The 23,425-nt window shown below is 39.5% G+C and carries 23 protein-coding genes; 20 read left to right on the top strand and 3 right to left on the bottom strand.

Translation table 11 applies throughout. The features are described 5' to 3' along the window. Positions 1-289: 289 nt before the first annotated feature. The 5 genes from R8N23_RS09280 to R8N23_RS09260 all read left to right on the top strand — a co-directional run bounded on the left by R8N23_RS09280 (position 290) and on the right by R8N23_RS09260 (position 6,741). Positions 290-2,449 (top strand): methyl-accepting chemotaxis protein, encoded by a 2,160-nt coding sequence (locus tag R8N23_RS09280; RefSeq protein WP_318171312.1) that lies wholly within the window; start codon positions 290-292, stop codon positions 2,447-2,449. Positions 2,450-2,479: 30 nt separating this feature from the next. Continuing rightward, positions 2,480-2,977 (top strand): YfiR family protein, encoded by a 498-nt coding sequence (locus tag R8N23_RS09275; RefSeq protein ID WP_318171311.1) that lies wholly within the window; start codon positions 2,480-2,482, stop codon positions 2,975-2,977. A 79-nt stretch (positions 2,978-3,056) separates the two neighbouring features. Further along, positions 3,057-5,423, top strand: coding sequence for a TonB-dependent receptor plug domain-containing protein (locus R8N23_RS09270; RefSeq protein WP_318171310.1), 2,367 nt, complete (start codon positions 3,057-3,059; stop codon positions 5,421-5,423). 126 nt (positions 5,424-5,549) lie between these two features. Beyond that, complete coding sequence (locus R8N23_RS09265; protein WP_318171309.1) at positions 5,550-6,131, top strand: GNAT family N-acetyltransferase; 582 nt, start codon at positions 5,550-5,552, stop codon at positions 6,129-6,131. 124 nt (positions 6,132-6,255) lie between these two features. Further along, entirely contained in the window at positions 6,256-6,741 is a 486-nt protein-coding gene (locus R8N23_RS09260) for a YfiR family protein (protein ID WP_318171308.1), read from the top strand. Positions 6,742-6,787: 46 nt separating this feature from the next. Here R8N23_RS09260 and R8N23_RS09255 read toward each other — a convergent pair whose 3' ends face one another. Continuing rightward, positions 6,788-7,312, bottom strand: a complete 525-nt coding sequence (locus tag R8N23_RS09255) for a hypothetical protein (protein ID WP_318171307.1) — start codon at positions 7,310-7,312, stop codon at positions 6,788-6,790. 195 nt (positions 7,313-7,507) lie between these two features. Between R8N23_RS09255 and R8N23_RS09250 the strand changes: the two genes are divergently transcribed. The 7 genes from R8N23_RS09250 (at position 7,508) to R8N23_RS09220 (ending at position 14,159) form a co-directional block, all read left to right on the top strand. Then, positions 7,508-8,296: a LiaF transmembrane domain-containing protein gene (locus R8N23_RS09250; protein WP_318171306.1), complete on the top strand. Its 789-nt coding sequence runs from the start codon at positions 7,508-7,510 to the stop codon at positions 8,294-8,296. A 114-nt stretch (positions 8,297-8,410) separates the two neighbouring features. Further along, on the top strand, positions 8,411-9,121 hold the full coding sequence (locus R8N23_RS09245; RefSeq protein WP_318171305.1) for a LiaF transmembrane domain-containing protein: 711 nt from the start codon (positions 8,411-8,413) through the stop codon (positions 9,119-9,121). 9 nt (positions 9,122-9,130) lie between these two features. Beyond that, a complete protein-coding gene (locus tag R8N23_RS09240; protein WP_318171304.1) occupies positions 9,131-10,189 on the top strand; it encodes a sensor histidine kinase in 1,059 nt (352 codons plus the stop codon). Between the two features lie 6 nt (positions 10,190-10,195). Continuing rightward, positions 10,196-10,939: a LytTR family DNA-binding domain-containing protein gene (locus R8N23_RS09235; protein WP_318171303.1), complete on the top strand. Its 744-nt coding sequence runs from the start codon at positions 10,196-10,198 to the stop codon at positions 10,937-10,939. A gap of 335 nt (positions 10,940-11,274) precedes the next feature. Continuing rightward, positions 11,275-11,934: a hypothetical protein gene (locus tag R8N23_RS09230; RefSeq protein WP_318171302.1), complete on the top strand. Its 660-nt coding sequence runs from the start codon at positions 11,275-11,277 to the stop codon at positions 11,932-11,934. 63 nt (positions 11,935-11,997) lie between these two features. Beyond that, positions 11,998-13,035, top strand: a complete 1,038-nt coding sequence (locus tag R8N23_RS09225; RefSeq protein WP_318171301.1) for a serine hydrolase domain-containing protein — start codon at positions 11,998-12,000, stop codon at positions 13,033-13,035. Between the two features lie 98 nt (positions 13,036-13,133). Continuing rightward, entirely contained in the window at positions 13,134-14,159 is a 1,026-nt protein-coding gene (locus tag R8N23_RS09220; protein ID WP_318171300.1) for a serine hydrolase domain-containing protein, read from the top strand. Positions 14,160-14,175: 16 nt separating this feature from the next. On the opposite strand, the gene R8N23_RS09215 is transcribed toward R8N23_RS09220, so the two are convergent. Then, positions 14,176-14,589, bottom strand: coding sequence for a hypothetical protein (locus tag R8N23_RS09215; protein WP_318171299.1), 414 nt, complete (start codon positions 14,587-14,589; stop codon positions 14,176-14,178). 164 nt (positions 14,590-14,753) lie between these two features. Here R8N23_RS09215 and xerA point away from each other — a divergent pair, with 164 nt between their 5' ends. From xerA to R8N23_RS09185, 6 genes are all read left to right on the top strand, one after another. Beyond that, the gene (gene xerA, locus R8N23_RS09210) at positions 14,754-15,842 is read left to right on the top strand and encodes a site-specific tyrosine recombinase/integron integrase (RefSeq protein ID WP_318171298.1); all 1,089 of its coding nucleotides are present in this window, start codon (positions 14,754-14,756) and stop codon (positions 15,840-15,842) included. A 48-nt stretch (positions 15,843-15,890) separates the two neighbouring features. After that, a complete protein-coding gene (locus tag R8N23_RS09205) occupies positions 15,891-16,376 on the top strand; it encodes a hypothetical protein (protein ID WP_318171297.1) in 486 nt (161 codons plus the stop codon). Between the two features lie 284 nt (positions 16,377-16,660). Next, positions 16,661-16,855, top strand: coding sequence for a hypothetical protein (locus R8N23_RS09200; RefSeq protein ID WP_318171296.1), 195 nt, complete (start codon positions 16,661-16,663; stop codon positions 16,853-16,855). Between the two features lie 497 nt (positions 16,856-17,352). Next, positions 17,353-19,050, top strand: coding sequence for a DUF4157 domain-containing protein (locus tag R8N23_RS09195; RefSeq protein WP_318171295.1), 1,698 nt, complete (start codon positions 17,353-17,355; stop codon positions 19,048-19,050). Positions 19,051-19,079: 29 nt separating this feature from the next. Beyond that, the gene (locus R8N23_RS09190) at positions 19,080-20,693 is read left to right on the top strand and encodes a hypothetical protein (RefSeq protein ID WP_318171294.1); all 1,614 of its coding nucleotides are present in this window, start codon (positions 19,080-19,082) and stop codon (positions 20,691-20,693) included. A gap of 133 nt (positions 20,694-20,826) precedes the next feature. After that, on the top strand, positions 20,827-21,417 hold the full coding sequence (locus R8N23_RS09185; protein WP_318171293.1) for a hypothetical protein: 591 nt from the start codon (positions 20,827-20,829) through the stop codon (positions 21,415-21,417). A gap of 219 nt (positions 21,418-21,636) precedes the next feature. Here R8N23_RS09185 and R8N23_RS09180 read toward each other — a convergent pair whose 3' ends face one another. Continuing rightward, complete coding sequence (locus R8N23_RS09180) at positions 21,637-22,527, bottom strand: DMT family transporter (RefSeq protein ID WP_318171292.1); 891 nt, start codon at positions 22,525-22,527, stop codon at positions 21,637-21,639. Between the two features lie 94 nt (positions 22,528-22,621). Here R8N23_RS09180 and R8N23_RS09175 point away from each other — a divergent pair, with 94 nt between their 5' ends. Then, a complete protein-coding gene (locus R8N23_RS09175; RefSeq protein ID WP_318171291.1) occupies positions 22,622-22,948 on the top strand; it encodes a metalloregulator ArsR/SmtB family transcription factor in 327 nt (108 codons plus the stop codon). Further along, positions 22,945-23,403 (top strand): SRPBCC family protein, encoded by a 459-nt coding sequence (locus R8N23_RS09170; protein ID WP_318171290.1) that lies wholly within the window; start codon positions 22,945-22,947, stop codon positions 23,401-23,403. The genes R8N23_RS09175 and R8N23_RS09170 overlap by 4 nt, the downstream gene beginning before the upstream one ends. Positions 23,404-23,425: the final 22 nt, after the last annotated feature.

Raw genomic sequence — 23,425 nt, 5'->3', positions numbered from 1 at the left:
TATTGGATAACTACAAACCCTACTTCATGAAGTTAGGCCAAATACGCCCCTATCTCTGCTATTCTGAAAGATTCAAATATTTTACCTATATGTACCAACATACAACTATCCGTATATTCTCCTAATCGAAAATTGAGTAGTTCCGCTTATTGTCTTAAACAACTTCACCACTGTACTTTTGTAGAAAGTTAATTCTGATAATATTTCTTGACCAATAGAATTAACATTTATAAACTCAGTTTGCTTTGATTTTATTAAATTAAAGTCAGAACATAACAGAATCAACATAATGATGGAGCTAAGGCATCTGATAAAATTCAATTTTACTATCGGAAGAAAAATCCGACTTAGTTTTTATATCCTCATAGGAGTGATCACTTTGAATGGACTATATACTTATAGTACACTAAACAACAGTATTGATCTACTGAACAAAGTTTTTAAAGATGTTTATCCAACACTAGATACCTACGGCGATTTCAGAAATCTTATCAAAGACAGTAAGGCATATTCGACCAATTGGGTATATGTGAGCCGGTATGAAAAGGATAAAGAAAAGCTGAGAGTTATCCATCAAGAAACTTATCCTGAACTAAAAGAGAAATTACAAACTATCATTACCACTACTCACCCAGAAGAAGCGGAAGTGATGGGATCAATTCTGGAAACCTTTGAATCAATATTGAGTGATCAGAAAACCATCATGGAAAGTCTTAATTCTGCATTGGCCTATGAGGATGCTATGACGCTCTTTGTTTGTGAGGATCTAGTAGAGGGCAATATTATCCCCATCTGTGATGAATTAATAGAAAGGCTGGATGCTACCATGGCAGCCAAATCAGCAGAAACCAATAGTATCAGTCTTGAAATGGAAAATTCATTTTCCGACTTAAGTCTCGCCATATTCATCTTAGGGTTAGTCGGGGCCATATTTGGATTGGTTATTTCCGGATGGCTATCGAGAAACATTACAAAACCTGTTAAAGCCCTGCAAGAAAAAATCGCTCAAATACGTCTTGGTGTGATTCCAGAGTCTATTACGGTGATGAACAATGATGAAATAGGCGAAATGAGTCACGGTATTAATTCACTTATTCAAGGATTTAGATCCTCATCTGAGTTTGCCAGCGAAGTTGGTAAAGGCAATTTAGAAGCAGATTTCCAGGCGCTTAGTGAAAATGATGTATTGGGACATGCCTTGTTATCCATGCGATCCAATCTTAAGGAGGTAATTAACGAGACCAATGAAGTAGTGAAAGCAGCTGGAGAAGAAGGCAGACTGGATACTCGCATTTCTACCGACGCTAAAGCAGGTGCCTGGTTACAACTAAGCGATGCCATCAACCATTTGCTTCATTCTATTGCTACCCCAATTCTCGAAGTAAATAAAATTGTTACTGCTCTGGCCGATGGAGACTTGACTCATAAGTACCAGTTAGATTCTAAAGGAGACATTTACACTTTGGTTAGCAACTTGAACAAGGCCACTTCTAACCTGAACGATCTCTTGGTTCAAATTACGGATAGTGCGATTGTAGTAGAAGAAGCCTCTACTGAAATGCTCAATGCTAGTGAAGAAATGTCAGCCAACACAGGAGAAATAGCTTCCGCTATTGGACAAATGAGCACTGGCGCACAGAATCAAGTAGTGAAAGTGGATGAAGCTTCCAACTTGGTAGAAGGTATTAGAAATTCATCCAATGAAATGGGTAGCAAAGCCGCCAATATTAATGAGGCAGCTAAATCCGGTGTTGACAGTAGCAAAAAAGGTAAAGAAATGGTGGACAACGTGGCTACCAGTATGGAAGAAATAGCGGTCTACTCCGTAAAAACTAATGACTCTATCAAAGTGCTTACTCAACGATCTGAAGAGATCACAAGAGTACTTGGGGTAATTACAGAAATCGCTTCTCAAACAAACCTTTTGGCTCTGAACGCGGCGATAGAAGCGGCTCAGGCCGGTGATGCTGGAAGAGGATTTGCTGTAGTAGCAGAAGAAATTAGAAAACTAGCTGAAGATTCTCGGAGCTCAGCAAGAGAAATTGAAACCTTGGTAGCAGATGTACAGAAGGATACTGAGCAAGCAGCACAAGTGATGGAAACGATGAATCAGAGTGTTAAAGTGGGTGGTCGAGCATCAACAGAAGCCTCTGAAGTATTTAAAGAAATTGCAGACTCTACCACCCGAACCTTATCCTATTCAGAGGAAATTGTAAATGCAACTCAAACACAACAAACAGATATTGGCAAGGTGGTTTCCATCACCGAATCAGTCGTGGTAATTGCAGAACAAACAGCAGCAGGTACGGAAGAAGTGGCAAGTTCGGCAACGGAATTATCTTCCGGAATGGAAAATTACAGCCAAAAATCTGAACAATTGACTCATGTAGCGACCGGACTGAAAGACAGCATGAGTAAATTCAAATTGGCGAAAAAAGAAAATAACTAATCAAAAAGAACTGACTCAAATCAAAACTTTATGAAGCAAAATAAAATCATATTTGGATTAGCACTATTCCTGACGTTGGGACTCTCCCATCAAAGTCAAGCTCAGGAAAGTAAATTCAAAGCACTTTTCATTTACAAGTTTGCCGAATACATAGAATGGCCATCAGGCAAAAAGAATGTGACAGTCGGTGTTGCAGGCAAATCTGGAGTATCAAAAGAGCTATCCAATTTTGCCGCATCCAAAGGCAACATGACGGTATTAGATATTACCGGCCCAAATGACGCTGGGAAATGCGACATTATTTTTCTTCCAAATTCCGAAAATTCCGAATTAAGCGCATACAATTCGGCCATTGGAAGCAGGAGCGTTTTAGTCGTATCGGAAAACAGTGATCTTACAGGAAAGGGCTCTGACATAGGGTTCTATCTTGAAAGTGGTAAACTCAGGTTTCTCATAGACGAGAAAAGTATCAGAAACAAAAAAATGATCCCTAGTTCCAAATTACTGGCACTAGGCAAACCAATCTAACTCAAGAAAAACCTTTAATTCAGGCGAATTTCAGGCCATCGGAAGATGGCACGAGAGAATACGCCCTAAACAAAACAATATGAAGCATTTTAAAATCATTTTATCCTACTACACACTATGTATGTGTATGATAATGAGCCCGAGCCTTTTTGCTCAGGACATTGACGAAAACATGTTTGACATGTCGTTGGAAGATTTAATGAATCTTGAGATTACTTCGGTTTCTAAGAAAGCTGAAAGACTACAAGACGTTTCTTCTTCTATTTATGTGGTGACTTCCAAGGATATTGAGCACTCAGGTGCCACTACCCTACACGAAGTATTAAGATTAGTTCCAGGTTACTGGGGCGTGCAAGACGAATATTCAAATGCTGAATCTAACGTCAGATACTCACAAGTAACTAATGGATTAACAGGAACCGTTCTTTATCTACTAGATGGCACTCCTATTCAGGATTTGATGTCTTCATCCTTTTCATTCCGAAACTTCGATATCCCTCTGGATGAAATTGACAGAATCGAAGTGATTCGCGGATCTGGAGGAACTGTCTACGGTGCCAATTCCGCTACTGGCGTTGTGAATATTTTCACTAAAACTCCGGACAACTATGATGGAATCAATGCAAGGGCTGAAGGTGGGTCTGCTGGATATGTTGCTACTAGCTTGAGAGCTGGCGGCGCATTAAGTGACAATTTTTCCATCTCAGGTTATGGGAAAATGAGACTCTTCAAAGGATGGGAATCATTGGCCGGTCAAGATGAAAATGGAGATCAAGTCGTTGCCAATAGCCGATTCACAGAAGATTTTGAGAAAATAGACATGTTTAGTCTGGGTATGAAAGCTAAGTATAAGGTGAGTGAACAAGGTGCCATTTCATTGAATACACATTACAACACCCTCAAAACAATTGACTACAGCAGTTATTACGGTGATGACTTTGCTTTCTCTGGCAATGATGTTTTAGTTGAAAAGGATGTAAGTGCCAATCGTTTTGTAGGCAACTTGAGATATGACCATAGTTTCAATGATAATCACAGTTTATTCGTGAGAGTATCTTCCAACATGGAAAATGATTTCAACAGACTTTCCGGAGGTTTCGAAATTTCCAACTCCACGTATGACTTAGAAGTTCAGGACAACTTATCATTAGGTGATAAGAACGATTTGAGTGTAGGTTTTAATTATAGAATCAACAAAATCGACGTACATGACATCAATGCGACTAGCGCTATCAATTATGTAGACCCTCAGAGTACCGAATCTTTGAAAGGAGCTTTCATCCAGGACAAGATCAAATTGGCTGATGGTAAACTTAATTTCTTGGTAGGTATCAAAGCTGAAAACTACTCTTTGGTGAACGACGACTTTTATTTGTCTCCAATGGCCAAAGTGAGTTATATTCCTACAGAAAACCTCACGCTATGGGGAGGTTTCACTCAGTCCTTCAGTACACCAGGTTTCAACAACACAAATATTGATTTGTTTTTGTTCCAAACTCCGTCAGAAGCAGCATGGACACAGGCAGCCACTCAGGGTGTTTACCAAAATGCATACGATGCGACAATTGCAGGCGGAGCAGATGATGCCACTGCTCAGGCTCAAGCTGATGCCTTTATAGCCTCTCCGACGGGTCAAGCTACTATTGATGCTACTGCCCAAGGGTTGATATCTAGCAATCCTAGCGTAGCTGTTAAAAACGGCTCTAGCACAGTACCTACTCGTTTCAGAACTTGGGAAGCAGGGTTTCGAGCTAATATTGACAATCAGCTAACATTTGAGTCCAACTTTTATTATACGAGTATTCAGGATGGAATAGGTATTTCTCCGGAGGCAGCAGCTGAGCAGAATAGCGAATCAGCTACTCAGCCAGGACGATTGGCCACCTATTATCTATACGGAAACTATGTGCAAGGAACTACTTTAGGAACAGAAAGTACTGTGAAAATTATCCCCGTTCATGGTGTTAGTTTTGAGTTAACCCACTCCTATTTAAAATCAACATGGGAGCTTCAAGAGAATCCAGATTTCGATGTCAACGATCCAGCCATTGTAACTGACAAGGATATGACGCCCGAGGTTTCAAAAGTTCCATCACATGTTTTCAGATTCAAAGGGGATTTTGATCTGCCAAGGCAAATCAACTTCAGCATGAGTATGATATATGGCACTACATTCAATACTCAGGGCAACTATTTAACGGCTCAAGAGCGATTTGAAAATATTGCGCTTCCAGAAGCAAACACAGTAGCGGTAGCGCCAGACAATGACCGTACCATCATCAATGTAAGAGTGGAAAAGAAATGGTTGGATGGTGATCTCACGGGCTATGTATTTGGAAATGACATTTTCAATGAAGGCATTGAAGCCAATGCGAGACCAGTGTTTAATGTGACACGTTCACGAATCGGAAGAATGTTCGGAGTAGGACTCAACTATAAGTTTTAATCCTCCACCCGATGTAAAATATTGTGGGAAGAATTGAGGGGTAAAAGCCATTCCAGTTTATAGGAATGGCTTTTTATTTTTCATTCCAACACTTACTACTATTTTAGCGCTTTGATCAGATCACCTATGCAAAAAGCCACCAAAGCCGACGAAGGATTAGTCATTGATATCATCGCGGAATCCTTCCCCTACAATCCCAGTGTTCTTTCCGTTATTAAAAACGACAAGAAAGAACCACAGCGGATGAGATGGCTGGCACGGTATGTTTTTAGAACGGCCCTCAGAAGAAACGCTATTTTTTTATCCTCAGACCGAACGGGTGTAGCCGTCTGCTATAGATTCAATAGTCATAAGGAAAACCTGAAAGACTACTGGAACCAATTGGTGTTGGCATTTACAGCTATTGGAATAGAAAGAATATTCAAAGTACTAAAAAGAGATAGCTACGTAAAAAAACAACGACCGCAATCGGGTGATTTCATGTATTTCTGGTTTTTTGGGGTGAGCGATGAAGGCAAAGGAAAAGGAGCCGCCTACGAGCTACAAAAAGCGGTATTTGATGAGGCAGAGAAACAGAATCTTCCCATTTATCTAGAAACCTCCATAGCCAAGAACAAGAGGGTGTATGAAAGGTTTGGGTTTGAGGTCTACCACACCTGGGATTACACAAGTGAGGGTATTACGCTTTGGTTTATGCGTAGTAAGTAAATTACGCATATACCCTACAAAATTCAGAGAATACTCTATTGATAGGGATTCCACTTATAGTCACCTTTGCATTGTAGGAATTGGTAAATAAATCGATGGCTTACATCCACTTAAAAACTTAAAAATGAGATCATTTGTAGTAGCAGCACTATGCATGACTTTGAGCTTCTCCGCATTTTCGGATGAATCGGATAAATTCAAGGCTTTGCTTGTTTACAAATTCACGGAATACATCGTATGGCCTAACAACCCTTCTGTGATTAAGGTTGGTGTAATGGGAAATTCCCCTATTTACGCAGAATTGGTTCGATTTGCTTCACGCAAAGACAACTTGGAGGTAGTCAAATTGAACAACACCAGCGATGCTGAAAAATGTCATTTGGTCTATCTATCTAAAGCACAGGGTGGTTTGATAAAACCACTGTACGCTAGTTTGTACGAAAAAAGTGTCTTACTGGTCAGTGAAGACAAAGATCACATCCAAAAAGGTGCTAACGCCGTGATCTACATCTCAGAAGGAAAGCTTAAATACGTTATGAATGAGCAGTCCATCTCTATCAAAGGAATGATTCCAAGCAAAAGATTGGCTTCTCTAGGCGAATCACTCTAAGAAGACAAATAGCAAATAGAAAAAGGTATAAGTGAAGTGGTTTCGACTACTTCACTTTTTTTGCGTCAAAACTCGAGAAATTGACTAGCCAGGTCTTTCCTCCATCATACGACCGGTCCATCTTAAATGAGTAGCTATCCGGCTTGATATTGTAATATTCGAATCGTTCAAGAAATTCACCGTTACCATCATAGCCCTTTCCCGTGGTCACGAGCTTCCCATTGGACATCACACCAGAAATATCAGTAATACCATTGACACCCGGCATTACCCAAACGATTTGATACTTACCTGACTGTCGATTATAGCTGCGAATACTGGTTCCTCTGAAAACAATATTATCATTTGGATCCAAAGCAAAAAAATCATCTTGAATCGCCGTTTGATCTAATATGTAATAGGCCTTTGTCCGGGCCTTACCCATCATCACAGATCCATCTGGACGACTCGCTTTTGTAGTCAGCTCCCATTCTCCAATAAAAAAATCTAACTTTTTTAGTCCCTCGTTTTGTGCTTGAAGGTTCGTCACTGCCAAACTTATGGCCAGCGTCAATAAATAAATTCGTTTCATGCTTTTGAGTTTTTGGTTTTGATGGAAACAGCCTGTATAGCTATTTCCCTTAAGGTAGTCTAACCCTGGAAGAATAATATATTAACACAGTGTAGCTCCGGTTTTACCTATTTTATCACCGGGTTGGCCGATTCAATATGCCCCAGCCATAGACGAAGGCGTAATATTGTATCGTAATCAATAACTCATAAAACCATGTCAAAACGTACATCACAAAAAACACCATCATCTGGTTCTCGATCAGGAGCAGTAGGCCTCATACTCATCGCATTAGGCACACTATTTCTACTTGACAATTTGGACTTGATTCCTTACGAAATCTCTTACTACCTATTCAATTGGAAAGGAATCATGATTATTATCGGAGCAATATTCCTTTCATCCAAAGAAAATAAAAGCCCTGGCATCATACTGATGGCAGTAGGCGGTTTCTTTATCATGTCCGATGTCTTGTCTTATGAATTCGACTGGCATTGGTACGATACACGTAAGCTTTTTTGGCCCGTTCTTTTGATAGTGATTGGATTGGTCATACTTAGCAGAAAAAGCAAAAGTCCGATAGTATCCGCTCATGTTTTTACAAATGCAGCTGATCAGGTTGCCGATGAAATAGGGAAGAAAACTCCTCCCAATGATGCCGACCATATAAACGTCACAGCCATGCTTGGTGGTGGAGATATGTCTATCACTTCCGACAACTTTCAAGGAGGAAAAGTAACCACACTGATGGGCGGAGGCACTTACGACCTCAGCAAGTGTAATTTGGCTGAAGGCACTCAAGAAATAGATGTTTTGATACTGATGGGAGGTGCCAACTTCATTGTTCCCTCAGATTGGAATGTACGCTTGGAAGTCACCTCTATCTTTGGTGGATTTAGCGACTGTAGAAAATTTTCTAGTGAAGACAAAACAGATGCTACCAAAGAATTGCTAATCAAAGGCACAGTATTATTCGGTGGTGGAGAAGTAAAAAACTACGTCTAAGAAATAAACTCAGAATAACCCAACACTCAGTCACCCAGCGCTCCTATTGGAACCTGGGTGATTTTTAAAAATCAAACAACTCGCCGTATCTTGTAGATCAGAATCCTTATAGAAATGAGACATCACAAAATAGAAAGTAGATCAAATACCATAGGCATTATCCTGGTGTGTTTAGGCGCAGTTTTCTTACTCGTTAATTTCAACCTCCTACCTGGTGTAATTGAAAATTTAGCTTTCAACTGGAAAGGGATTGTGTTAATTATTGGATTGATTATCATCGCTACCAAACCCAATAAGCTGCCCGGCTTCTTGATGGTGGGTGTTGCCTGTTACTTCATCCTAGCCACCTTTGTTTGGCAAGAGTATCATATCAATATTGGCATGAGTAGAGTTTTTTGGCCTGGACTAATGATAGCTGCGGGTTTCCTTCTCTTAAATAAGAGAAAAATTGAGTTCAAACGAAAAGTATCTGGCGAATCATTCGATTATCTAAACGACTCTAATATCATGGGAGGCGGTGAAGTAAAAGTTCGGTCTGATCAATTCAAAGGAGGCCAAACCAGTGCTGTATTTGGTGGCGCGAGCTACGATATGACCGGATCAAAACTCGCCGAAGGCAATCACACCCTGGAAGTTTTGGCTGTCTTTGGTGGATTTACCTTCATCGTTCCGTCGGACTGGGAAGTCCAAATGGAAGTAACTGCCATATTTGGTGCTTTGGTGGACAAACGAAAGTTTGTAAAGCCTGCAGAAACTGGACCTAAAAAGATACTTCGAATCAAAGGATTTGTTTTATTCGGAGGCGGGGAAATAAAGAACTACTAACCTAAAGCCATGATCAACCCCATTCTAAAAAGCAGAGACCATCTGTTGGTTTACGGGCTATTTTGGCTTCTATTGATTATCATCCATACCATGCTCCTTCATTGGGGGCAGCAAATCGTCTGGTCGCTGGCTCTTATTGAAGCTACCATCTACGGTATAGGTTTCGCATCGGTTGGATTAAGCATTTGGTTTATTGTTCGATTTACAGGACTTACAGATGGTAGTTTGTGGAATGCGCTGATGAGCCATCTCGCAGCTGGAGCATTACTTATCTTTTTATGGCTGGCCACTAGTTATTTTATTACCGGGTATTTATTAGGCTATGATTCCTCTATTCGCCAAGCTTCTATTGTGGACCTTTGGTGGAGAATAGCTTTGGGTACCATCTATTACCTTTTGGTCTCTTTGGTTTATTACCTGCTGATCTTCTATGAAAATTATAAGGAGAAACAGATCAGAGAGATTGAAATGCAATCAACCCTAAAAGAAACTGAGCTTAGTATGCTCAAAGCCCAGATCAACCCTCATTTCATTTTCAATAGCCTCAATTCCATTAGCTCACTTACGCTCACCAGACCTGAAGATGCACACGAGATGATCGTCAAGCTCTCTTCCTTCCTCCGATATACCATAGGCCATTCTGAAACTGAATTGGTTTCACTCCGACAGGAAATAGAAACTATCCAGCTATACCTGGAAATTGAAAAACTTAGATTTGGCAAAAAACTAGAAGTTAATTTCGAAGGCGCTGAATCGATTCCAGAATCGGCCAAATTACCCAATCTCATTCTTCAGCCATTGATTGAAAATGCGATAAAATACGGCGTATACGAAAGCACAGCTGCCAGTACCATATCGGTTCAAATTTCGTACAGTGATAAGCATTTGCAAATAGAAATCACCAACAGTATAGAAGATGACGCTGTGGCTCACAAAGGAAAAGGCATAGGCCTAAAAAATGTGAGAGGCAGGCTACAGCTGATCTATGAAAGTGCTGATTTATTGAAAACGCACAAAGAAAAGAGCCAATACAAAGTTCAACTGACCATTCCTCAACAAGACCAATAATAAACTATGAGTGTTCATAAAGTAATCATCATCGACGACGAACCACCAGCCAGAGAAGTAATCAAACACTTTCTCAAGGATCATCCAGCATTTGAATTGGTAGGTGAAGCCGAAAATGGCTTTGACGGACTCAAATTGATCCAGTCTCAGAATCCCGACCTGATTTTCCTCGATATACAAATGCCAAAACTGACGGGCTTCGAACTGCTAGAGCTGATCGACAACCCTCCCACCATTATCTTTTCCACGGCCTACGACCAATATGCCTTGAAAGCATTCGAACAGCACGCAGCAGATTATTTACTCAAACCCTACAACCGAGAACGGTTTGAAGACGGTCTTGCAAAAGCGCTAACGCTTATGAACAAGTCAGCAACACCAGTTGCTACTGAAGCGCTGGTACAGGACTACTTACAAGAACCTACGCATCGACTGGTAGTAAAAGACGGCACCAAAATCGACATCATCCCTACAGAAGAAGTAATCCGCATCGCCGCACAAGACGACTATTCTGAAATCATCACCGCCAAAGGCAAACACCTGAAAAAGCAAACCATGAAGCATCTGGAACAGGTGCTTGATCCCAAGAAGTTTGCTCGTGTGCATCGTTCGTCCATTGTGCAGGTTTCACAAATAGAAAAAATTGAAAAATACGGTAAAGAGACCCACTTGGCTCAACTCAAAAATGGTGACGAAGTGGTGGTAAGTGCTTCTGGATATGCCAAGTTGAAGGAGTTGTTGGGGTGGTAGGTTTATAACTTTTACCAAATTGTTCAATGGGGACGTATTCACGGATGATGGATTTTACTAAATCTACAAAGTTCTTAGTGTTGAATGATACGTCTGATACGGTTTTTAGGTGGTTTAAATTGGTACTGTCTATAGCTAACTAACACTACTAATATTTCCCATAATACCAGGAAGAATTCAGTTGTTTGCTTCATAATTTATATCCCTGCTTCATAGTTTTTATGACTTCAACATACTTTATGGAGTTTGATGCATAGCTGATAGGTCTCACTTTCACTCCTTTCTGATCTTTGTGAAAAATAATTAATCACATAGAACATTAAAATATTGAGGTCATGAAAAGCCAATTTACAATTCTTTTACTTTTTTGCACACTAAGTGCTTTTGCTCAAACTAACTCTCCTGATAGTGAAAAAACTGAAGTAGCCCATAAGTGGAGGGTAAGCTTACCTTATTTTATCATAACAGATCGCATAGGAAAGAACTTTGGGGACTGGGACGCTCGGACAAGTACACAAATGATAGAGCTTCATGTAAAGCGGAATCTGGATAATAAGAATATCATAGGCTTGAAGTTGGCCACTTGGCGATTGTTTCAACCTATGGGGATCCAGTGGTGGGATGGTCTTTTGGATAAGCTAGAGACAGAAAGTGAATTCTATCCAGGACATGTACGAGAATCAGGAATAGGCATAACATATCAACGAATGCTATGGAAGGGTCTATTTGCAACTGTGGAAGTTCTACCACAATTTCAAACCTATATCGACCTAGACGGTAATAAACTTGGAAATGGTTTTAAACTTTATAATTCCTATCACTTGGGCTACCATATCGCATTGGGTAAGAAAAAACGATGGTTCATAGAACCTCAGGTTCATTGTCAACACTGGATGTTCGATAACAATGCTCCGGATGGATTTAAAGAGTTGGACGATAAATGGGTAAACTACTTTCTTTTTGAACCCAATATATATGTAGGGTTTAATTTTTAAACCATTTTCCGATAAGTCAGAATTCCAATTCTTTGGATATCAGATTATAAGTACAATTCAAAAATGAAAAAGAGCATATCAATATCTCTTCCAACCATTCCATCGATAGCATTAGCTTATGTCATGGTTCTTTTGTCGGGTTGTGCTTTGGGACTACGGCCTCTGCCAAACACAGTTGAGGAACAATTAAAAGATGCGGTAGATCATGGTATGGATGGTGTCATCGTTTGTGTGAATCGACCGGGTGAAATTCAATTGTATGCAGCAGGATGGAAAAACAGAGAAGACCAAATTCCCGCCGATCCAAATGCATTGTTCAAAATCGCTAGTATCAGTAAGCTATATATAGCTGCAGCTACTATCTTGTTGATATCTGAGGAAAAACTGTCACTGGATCAGACACTTGGCGAACTGATCCCTGAAGTTGAAGGCAAGATTGAATACGCTAATGAAATCACACTCAAAATGATGATTCAACATAGAAGTGGGTTGCTAGATTATAGTTTTGAGCCAGAGGTTGCAGGAGAATCATTTGTCGATCACCTCTCATTTGCCGCAAGAATTTATGATAAACCGGCGGTTTTTAAACCTAACAAGAAATATGGCTACTCTAACAGCAACTATTTATTAATCGGTGAAATCTTGGATCGGACATTAGGTTACTCCCATCATAAGTACATTCGTGAAGAAATATTAGAGCCACTTGGTTTAAAAAACACCTACAATGTTCCAAGCGAGGTAGATATGCAAAAAGTCATGAGTGGCTACCTAAAAAGTGGGGGATCTGACTTAAGAGATTTGGAATTTCCTTTGCCTGGAGGATCCATGATTGCCACTGCGGAGGATGTGAGTATCTTTTTGAGGGCGCTCATTGATGGCACCTTATTCTCACCTGATGAGCAGGCCATTTATACATCGGTATATCCTTACGAACATACAGGTTGGTTACCAGGCTATACGAGCATCGCACGTTACCATAGCGAAATGGATGCAGTAGTAGTGCAGTTCGTAAGTACTAGTGGCAAAGAAATATATTGGCTCAGACTCAAAAGTGTCTATAAGCGCACAATTCGAATCCTTAAAAACAAGACCGAAATTTGAATGCATAAATCATGATTTTGAAGATCATTTATATCAAGTTAGATTAGTAAGAAGGTTCGTTCAGGCGAAATAATAAATAACCTAAAGAATTTAATCTTATGACCAATAAAACCAGAAACATTACCAGATTTCTATTATTCACAGGAACCGTAATCTCTTTGTTCTTCGTGCCCTGGACTTTGGTCTGGGCGTGGATACGGCCGCTGCCCGATACGCTGCCAGCGCAAATGGAAGAAGCCATCGGATATGGCTATGAGGGCATGATCGTCTATGTAGATCAGGCAGGCGAAGCCCCTTCCTATTATGCAGCGGGATGGCATGATAGAGAAAAACGCATACCCGCAGATCCTCACGCGCTGTTCAAAATTGCGAGTATCAGCAAGCTATATGATGCCGTAGCCGTAACCAAATTGGTAAGTGCCGGGCGATTGTCATTGGACAAAACACTCGCTGATTACCTGCCAGAATTGGCAGACAGAATAGAAAATGCTGAGAAGATCACATTGCGAAACATGATTCAGCATCGAAGCGGGATTGTCAATTATACAAATGCACCAAACTTCTGGGCAGCTCCTTCTCGAACTTATGAGGAAAATCTTTCCTTGATTCTGGACCTACCGGCAAACTTTGATCCAGGAGAAGACTATGAATATTGCAACACCAACTACCTACTGCTTGGAAGGATCATGAGTAATGAGCTAGGGCACGACACCTTCCGATTTGTGCAAAATGAAATCCTGGAGCCTCTCAATCTGACCAATACCTATGAATCACTGAAAGAAACAAATATGGACGATGTAATGAGTGGTTACCATGTTGGACATCCGTACGATTTAAAGCCTGACGATCTTGGAATGGTAGCAACAGCTGAAGATGTCGGCCTCTTCTTAAGAGCATTGAATGACGGATCAGTGTTCGAAAACGATGAGCAAGAAATCTATACTTCTATTTACAAATATGAGCATTCTGGCTGGGTACCAGGCTATCAAAGTTTTGCCAATTACTATAAAGATATAGACACAGTAGTCATTCAATTCTACAACACTACTGATAAAGACTTACTACTCTGGAACCTCTCAGAGATAATTAATAATCGGTTGAGAAAAATATTGGGCAAGCGATAATAGTATTTAAATATAGTCAGAGACCCTGCCAAGGGTCAAATGCCCCTTTCATACTTTCTTGATATTGTATAATAATCACTTTGCGAACAGGAGCACCTTCTGTACGAGAGTGCTGAATAATGGGAGCAAATCCATATTCGTAAGAAAAATAATAGCGCAACTTTCCTTCTATATACTGAGAAGAGAAATATTGAAATGAAAAACCCATGTCCAACAATCTTTCTTTTCGAACAGTAGCCTTGCCCTCAGGACAAAGTGTTTTTAATATGGTTCGGTTTTTTCGAATCTGACGGTTGATGGCGCCCATCACTCGTTCATGTTTTCTTTTGTTTTGATTGTGAAAATTAGAGCGGCACTGTGCATCACAAAATCTCTTGTCTTGTCGACCTGTTATCGATTTATTGCAATGCAGGCATTTTGAAGTTTCCATACAGATTCGGTTGGTGAAATAAGCGTGTTATTAAACGTTTATAAACGTAACTACACGTTTAAAAATAACCTTATTGTTTTATTTTTTTCGTGGTTTGCCTCATGAATTCGACTCAAACACCCAAACATATCACGTTAAAACATCTTTTTATCAACAACAAAAAGATGATTGGTCTTAAATTTTATCCTGACAAGGTAATTCAGGCACTTGTGAAAGATTTGCCTGAAGTTAGATGGAGTGAAAAATTTGGCATGGTGTATCTACCCAACCATTCTGAAAACTTGAATCTTATTTTTTCAAAATTCAAAGGAGTATGCTGGATTAACTGCTCGCATTTCTTTCCAAATAGACCCGTCAGAAACGGACATGAGGAGCTATCTGTAGACAGCTACCGTCAGCGACTACCCAAAGAAGGCTGGAGATATTGTCCGGAGGAGTTTTATCAGAAACTGGAATTAAAAAAATACGCTACAAGTACTGCACGGGCTTACATTACGCTATTTGAAAAATTTATCAATTACTATGAAAATGAGCCAATCAATGAGCTTTCAGAAATACAGATTAATGCCTATTTAAAATTTCTAATTGGCGAGAAGCGTTCTGATGCCTATATCAATCAATCCATCAATGCTATCAAGTTTTATTACGAAGTAGTGATGGGAATGCCCAATCGATTTTATGAAGTGGATCGACCACAAAAAAAGGAGAAGTTACCTGAGGTGCTTAGTCATAAAGAAGTGATGAAGATGATTGGCGTTACACAGAATATCAAACATCGATGCATCATAAGTTTACTTTATTCTGCAGGATTGCGCCGTGGAGAATTGCTCAACCTCATTCCAACGGACATTGAAAGCAACAGAATGATGATCAAAGTGCGAGACGGAAAACGAGGCAAAGATCGATATACATTGCTCAATGAAAGTATGCTGAATGAATTGCGTCAATATTTTAAGGAATATCGACCAACTAAATTCTTATTTGAAAGTGCGAAAAAAGAGCCCTACAGCGGAACGAGCGTTGGTAAAATAGTGAGCAAAGCGGCAAAAAAGGCAGGCATCAGGAAGCGAGTCACCCCTCATATGCTCCGACATTCTTTTGCTACACATTTTCTAGAGAATGGAACCGATATTCGATATATCCAGACGCTGCTGGGTCATAATTCTACGCAAACCACAGAAATCTATACTCACGTTGCCAATACGAGTTTCAAACAAATTATTAATCCATTAGATTTGGGAAAAAACATATAGTGGATAACACACATTACGTTAGCCATTTGTTATCAGCAATCCACTTCCATGAGCAGAGTTAACCTGAACTTCAAGAACTGGAACTTTTCAGTCGACAAACAAACAATTTCGGAAACTTACGAACGGATTGAAACACCAGGAGTTGAGTCTTGTGGGTGTGACAACTGCCTGAACTTTGCAGCTCAACGAACGAACATCTACCCAACTGAAATCAAGGAACTTTTTAACAAACTCGGTATCAATTGGATGAAGGAAACAGAAGTAAGTCATTACGCACGAACTGCACCCGAACAACATTATTACGGTGGTTGGTTTCATTTCAAGGGAAACTTCGAAGGACCGAACTGTGAAGTCCCAACTGGACATGACGGGAACGGATATACCCTTGAACTAACTCCTATATCTGAGAACTTCAGCATTGGCTTTCGGTATGGGAACGCCTTAACAGCTTTTTCGGAAACGAAAGAACTGGTGCAAATCGAATTTGAGTGCAAAATTCCATGGGTCTTAACTGACAAACCAGAACCGGAATAAAGCTGATAACAGACGCTGATCGGGCATATGTCTTAGTGCTTTCTGGCTGGTTGCAGTGCAATTCGACCGTGAATCTGCCGCTGAGAATCGGCAGTGCTTTCTACCATCTTTTGCTCGCAAGATTTTTGATTTTCGGAACGCAGTGCCATTTGGAACCGTTGTGAGCTTCGGCAGATTTCACTACATTGCTGCTTTTCACTAGCTGCGGACATACGCCCGATAGCTGTACGTTAGCAGGAATTATGAGAACCTTCACAGTCCTCCTTCTACTTCTGAACACATTAATGGCTCAATCTCAACTCTTAAAAAAAGAAGAGGCCATGAAAGGGATTAGTTCGATTACTACAAGAAGTTTTAGTGGTTCTGGTGGCGGAGGCTACTGGACATTGGAGGAACTCAATGAACTAGGACGAACGATTTCAAAAGAATACCATCGAAGAAAGGAATTGCTCGCTAAAAAAGTATATCGATACAATTAAATGAACGATGAAATACTTTGCGTTCAAACCTTAGACATTAATAACCCTTCAAGAATTGATTCGACCTTCACTGCATATGAGTATAACTCTAACGAGACGATAAAGAGACAAAAACAGACATATTCAAACCGTAAAGATTCAATAGTTTTTAACTTAGTCGACATTAAAGGTGATACTCTCAACTACTCAAAAAGAGAATTTTATTATCGACCTAATGCAGGGAACATTGATACATATTCATATAATATTTCATTGGTGTTTAACTCAGTGAATCAAGTTATTTATAAGCGAGAAGTTGATATTCAGAAAGCAACAACTGAAATCACAGAATACGGATACGAATACTCCCACTATCGGAGCGGACTAACAAAAAAGATGTACGGTATAATTGGAGAAACCAAATTCAAACTAGCAGATTACCAATACGACTAAAACCCTAACATTTTCTATGAATGAATGAGGTGGGTAACCTTTTTATCTTTTTGGTATAAGTATAGGTGAAAACACATGCTATAAAAAATCAAGAGGGCAAAAAAACAATTGCTGAGTCTGTCACCAAATCGAAGAAAATAGCAAGGGGGACATTTCAATTTGTGGACAAGCGTCCTGAAACGCACCAATTGAAAAAAATTCAAGAACTAGCTAACAATAATCCATCTCCCACCTACCCTATCCAAAAAAAGAGAAACAACACAGGCCTGCCTGATAATCTCAAATCTGGTATTGAAAGTCTGTCGGGTTACTCTATGAATGATGTAAAAGTCAATTACAATTCTGCTAAGCCTGCTCAACTCAATGCTCATGCTTATGCTCAAGGAACGGAGATTCATTTAGCCTCAGGACAAGAAAAACATTTACCTCATGAAGCATGGCATGTGGTGCAGCAGAAGCAAGGGCGGGTTAAACCTACCCTGCAAATGAAAGGGAAAGTAAATGTAAATGATGATGTCGGATTGGAGAAAGAAGCGGATGTGATGGGGGCGAAGGCAATACAGATGAATTTTATTAATCCAGTTAAAGAAAAAATAGTTGCAAACGGTGTTGTTCAAAGAAAAGTTGATTGGCACCAAAACTCAAATACATTGAATAATTCAAATTCAGTTGTCCAAAGAACTCCAAGTTCATTGAGGGTAAATAAAGAATGGAGCGCACCAAGTGGGTATATTAAAAACCCTGCCAAACAGTTAAAAGAAAGTTTAGAGGCCTACGCCAGTATTCGAACAGATGCTAACCTAGATGAAAGAACAGTAAAACTAAATATCGTAGAAGGTGAAATAAATAACTTTCGAAGAAACCACCCTGTTAACCAAATTGAACCCGGAAGTGTAGTAATGAAGGTAATGGCCCACTTGGGCACATTAGAGCGCATGATTGCCGAAGAACGTGCTCAAATTGCACAATCACGCGATGCTCAAACAGGAGGTCATCCACAAGTTAGGCATGGAGCTGACTTATCAGATCTAGCGTTAATTGACCGTTTAATTCGACAACAAGATCGAGCAGATGACAATGCAACATCTGATACCAGCTCACGATTCGATAATGACGTGCAAATGAACGATTCAATGACTGATGCTACAACGGAATTAAATAATGCCCGATTAGCAACTGATGCTGCCTTTACACCTTTGATTGCAGCTCATACAGCTAGCTGGAATGCTCTAATTCCTACTGGAGGAACACCTGGTTTTAATGCAGCAAAAAAGGTAGTTAACACAACATATAAAAATTTGAAAGCTGAAAAAACGAATAATAATCATTTGGCTACTGCTGCTGGAGGAGGAACTAGAATTCCTATCAAACTTTACAATGAGTTGAACTTTGCAGCAATGAATGCCGCTCCTTTAGGAATACCAACTGCCGTAAATAATTTGGTAAAATCAACGCAGAGAGGATATGCAATTAAGAATCCTCAAAAAGCTCCATTTGGAAGAGCCTTTGAATTAACTGCAAATGCAAAAGCAGCTCTCGCGGCTGCTAAGGCTGCAGCAAAAGCAGCAGGAAAACCACTTGATCCTCTGTGGCATACCAGAGGAGGTGAACTTCCTGCACAAGCTGCTGCCCAACCTCAGGCAACATTAACTGTTAGAAGACCTGGAATAATGGATGTTACGGCTCTCCCCCCCGCTACAGGCTGGCAGTTAATTACTCATTACCCTATTCCCGCCATTGCTGGAAAAGAAATAACTGGATAGGGTGAATTATTAAAATAGTAAACGTCAAGATGAACAATTTACAATACAAAACCGAAGACACACTCATCAATGAAGGTGTACCCCTCTCGCAAACGCATTTGTGGGATTACCAAAGAAATTATTACCAGGAACAAAACATTAATGCCTGGGTTGATAAAGTTCCATTTTATGTAACCAGTAACCCATATATTGCCAATTCTTATGCAAATATTATAGCAAGGTACATAATAGATGGGTTGAACAATGGGAATATCAATAGTAATAACCCCCTTTATATAGTTGAACTTGGTGCAGGTTCAGGAACTTTTAGTTTTCACTTCCTAAATAAATTTATTGAATTAAAAGAAAAGCTCTCGATACCAATAAAGCCAGTATATGTGATGACTGATATTATTGAGGAAAATATTCAGTTTTGGCAAAAACAGAAGGCTTTTAAACTCTTTTTGGACGCTGGATACCTTGATTTCTCCTTTTTTGATGCTGAAATATCTGAAGGGCTAGTATTGACTGAATCAAAAATTACAATCGATGTGAACAGCCACTTGAAGCCTGTTAACCCCTTGGTATTAATTTCCAATTATTGTTTTGACTCCCTACGGCAAGATGTCTTTAAAGTAAAGGATTCCCAACTTTTTCAAGGTTTATGTAAAATCACTAATAGCAGCGATAATTTTATAGATGAAAAAATTAGCAAGTTGGATCAATTGCATCTTACATATGATTTTGAAAAGGTGGAATTGCCTTATTATAAGAATAATGTCTTGAATGATGTCTTGTATCAGTATACCGATGAAATTGACAATCAATACCTTCTTTTTCCTGTTGGCAGTTTAATGTGCATTCAAACGTTTTTAAATATATCAAATAACAATATCTTCCTTTTGAGCTCCGACAAAGGTTTTTCTAAGCATCTTGATGTTTTCCAGTCTGAAGAACCTCAACTTGTTTTTCATGATAATTGCTTTTCTCTTTCCGTGAATTTCAATGCCATTGATAGGTTCTTTAAATGTATCGGTGGCGATGGTTTTTCTCAGTTTACCGAACAATCACTTACTACATGTTCATTTGTCAGTAATACCCATTTTAATAAGTTGCCAGAAACATCATTAGCTCTAGAAACAAATCTCAATTCTTTTGGGCATGCAACCATAAATAGTGTCTTTCTGAATAACGATTTTTCAAGAGGGTTAACAAGCTTGAACGCTATCATACCTATTTTGGAAGCTACGAAATGGGACACTTGGGTTTTTAACAGTTGCAGAGATACAATTATTCAGCAAATTCGTATGGAAGGTGCACCAAAATGTGATATTGAAAACCTAAAAGAAAAGTTACCGGAAATTGAAGCAAACTTCTATCAACTTCCAAAGGCAATAGATACGTTTACAGATATTGCTCTTTACCTTCAGGAAATAAAAGAATACGAGCAAGCACTAAGTTATTATCAAAAATCAATCAATCACTTTGGAGAAATCGACATTACCTTCTATAACATGGGGCTATGTAAATACTTTTTAAACAAGTTTGATGAGGCAATTCCAAAATTTGAATTGTGTTTGAAATTGAATCCAGACCATATTTTGGCAAGAGGTTGGGTTTCTCAGATTGAATCAATTTTAACAAAGCAACTGGACCTGCTATAAATACTCAATGTGGATTCAAAGCACATCTGATATTGTTATAGCCTTTGACAACCATTGATACATTGAATGCCATTAAGGCGAACGTTAATTCAAGCCATTATAGCAATTCACCAAAAACTGAAAAGAATAAATCATGAACAGTTTCATTGACAAAACACAAGAAAACAAAAGTCAATCGGTTGCGACTGAGATTTCTCAAAAAAAACAGAACAGTAATAAGCCTACTTTTCAGATTGAAGATAATCGGCCTGAAGTTATTGCACAAAGAAAGCTTCAGGAATTGGCGAATGGTAAACCAAAACATATCATTCAACTAGCTCCTAAAGTAGCTCCACAACAAACTGTTGTTCCACGATTTTTATTTCATGCTTTACATCATGAGGGTCTTGAAAGAATTAAAACTGATGGATTACAGGGGTCTGGAGGTGTTGTTTGGTTATCAAGTAACAGTACCAATGCGGTTTCAGGTACTGCAGATAGATTATTAAGAATACAAAGTAATGGGTTAAATCCGGCATTATTTCAACAGCCTCAGCCAAATAATCCGAATGTTTGGACATATACAGGAATAATACCACACACCAATATTAGCATTGCCCATAGAAATAATGATAAACAACCGCTAACTGATAATCAAAGGCTAAGAATTGGATTATCAAAACAAGTTGTTGGTCAAACCCCATCAAGCCCTGGGATTATTGTCACGAGACCTCTTGGACAATAAACCGTCACTCATGAATACAAAGCTATAACACTAAATAAACGCTATTGAAGTTAAAATCAACTATCTGAAATTAATGGCGTAAAAGTTTAGCTATGAAAATATTAATGCATCAAATACCACTAACTTTTATATAAATAGCTAGCCACCCTAAGTCAAACAGTTCTTCGAGAAAAGAGCGTACAAGCGTACAAACTGGCAACTGAAGTATTTATTGAGATATCATCCTTTTTTACTTTGCCCAAATAACAACAGGCCACTGATAATCACTAATCCTCCGATCAGCTGCGAGGTGAAAACTTCTTCACCAAAAGGAATAGCCAGCATCACCGTAAAGAAAGGAATCAAATTGCCATAAAGAGCTGTGGTAGTAGCTCCTAATTTGACCACGGCATAATAAAAAGCTACGTATCCTACGCCTGTGCCGAGTATCCCCATAAAACTGACACTTATCCAAAAAGACCATTCCATCGGTAATGGAGTAGTCATGAGTTCTGGTGTGGATACTGCTGTAAACATTAACAACCCGATAATAACGCTAATGGTAGTCATCAAGATCGAATTGACACCTGACAGATATTTGTCCACAATAATTTGAGAAAGTGAAAACACCAGCGCCATACCTAGTATATATAGATCCCCGGTTTCCAGTTCCATTTCCAAAAGCTTAGAAAAGTCTCCTTTCACCAAAAGAATGACCACACCTATGATGCTAATGGCCATAGCGCCTAATTGAATGGATGAGAATTTTCGATTAAGGAAAAAATAAGCCAGAATGGCCGTCATGATCGGACTGGTTGCCAAAATCAATGACCCACTCACCGCACTGGCCGTTTGCAGCCCTTTATTAAAGAAGTAAATGGTCAGGAAGATTCCGAAAAAAGACACTAGACAGATCAAGCCAAAAGATCGAAGAGATATTCTGACTTTCATCAAACCCTTGCCGTATTGTATGGCCATCACCCCTATCAGGATAATTACCCCAAACAAGAATCGCCAGAAGGCCACTGCCATTGGAGAGTAGTGAGCTAAAGCAATCTTAGTCACGTGAAAATTGACTGCCCAAAAGAGCATGGTCAAAATAAGCAGCAAGAGCGTAATCGAACGATTCATTTTGCTATGATATAGCAATTTTGTGATTTGGAGAAAATTATTTGCGTAACCAATTAGTTACATTTATATTTGTAACCAAACGGTTACTTTTAGAATGCGACGAGACATATTTCAGGCCATAGCCGATCCGGTAAGAAGAGACATCATAGAGCTACTTGCAGAGAACGCTCTAACTGTAAATGCAGTGGCTGAACAATTCGATGTGAGCAGACCAGCGATTTCCAAACATTTGAAAATTCTAAAGGAATGCGATGTTATTGATATCAAACAAAAAGGACGAGAGCGATACTGTATCATCCAACCGAAAACGTTAATTCCTGCTTTTGTATGGATGGAACAGTACCGCGAATTGTGGGAGAATAAACTTGACTCTTTTGAAAAGTACTTAAATAAACTTCAAACAGAAAAATCTAAACCATGAGTGAATCAAACGATGCTGCCAACCGCACACTAACCCTTGAACGTACATTTAACGCCCCGATCTCTTTGGTCTGGGAAGCCTGGACCAAACCAGAGCATATCGCTCAGTGGTGGGGCCCAGAAGGTATGGAAACCAAAGTGAACAAACACGACTTTCGAGTGGGAGGCGAATGGGAATACGCCATGACCATGCCTGATGGCAATGTATTTATCGCTGAAGGAATCTATACTGCAATCGTTGAAATGGAGAAGATCTGCTCAACCGCAGACTTCAAACCCATGACTGAAGGAGTGGAAATACAAGCCTACTTTGAAGCCGATGGCGAACAAACCAAATTCACCTTCAAATGTGTACATGCCACAGAAGAATATTGCAAACAGCAAGAGGAAATGGGCTTCTACAATGGCTGGGGATCTGTATTCAACAGGTTAGCAGATTTTGTAGTAGCCAGGTAAGCTACTGAGATAAGCTTTAGTC

This window comes from Reichenbachiella sp., from assembly GCF_033344935.1.
Classification (GTDB): domain Bacteria; phylum Bacteroidota; class Bacteroidia; order Cytophagales; family Cyclobacteriaceae; genus Reichenbachiella.
The sequence above is the reverse complement of the archived record's forward strand: the minus strand, read 5'-3'. Positions and strand labels throughout refer to the sequence as shown.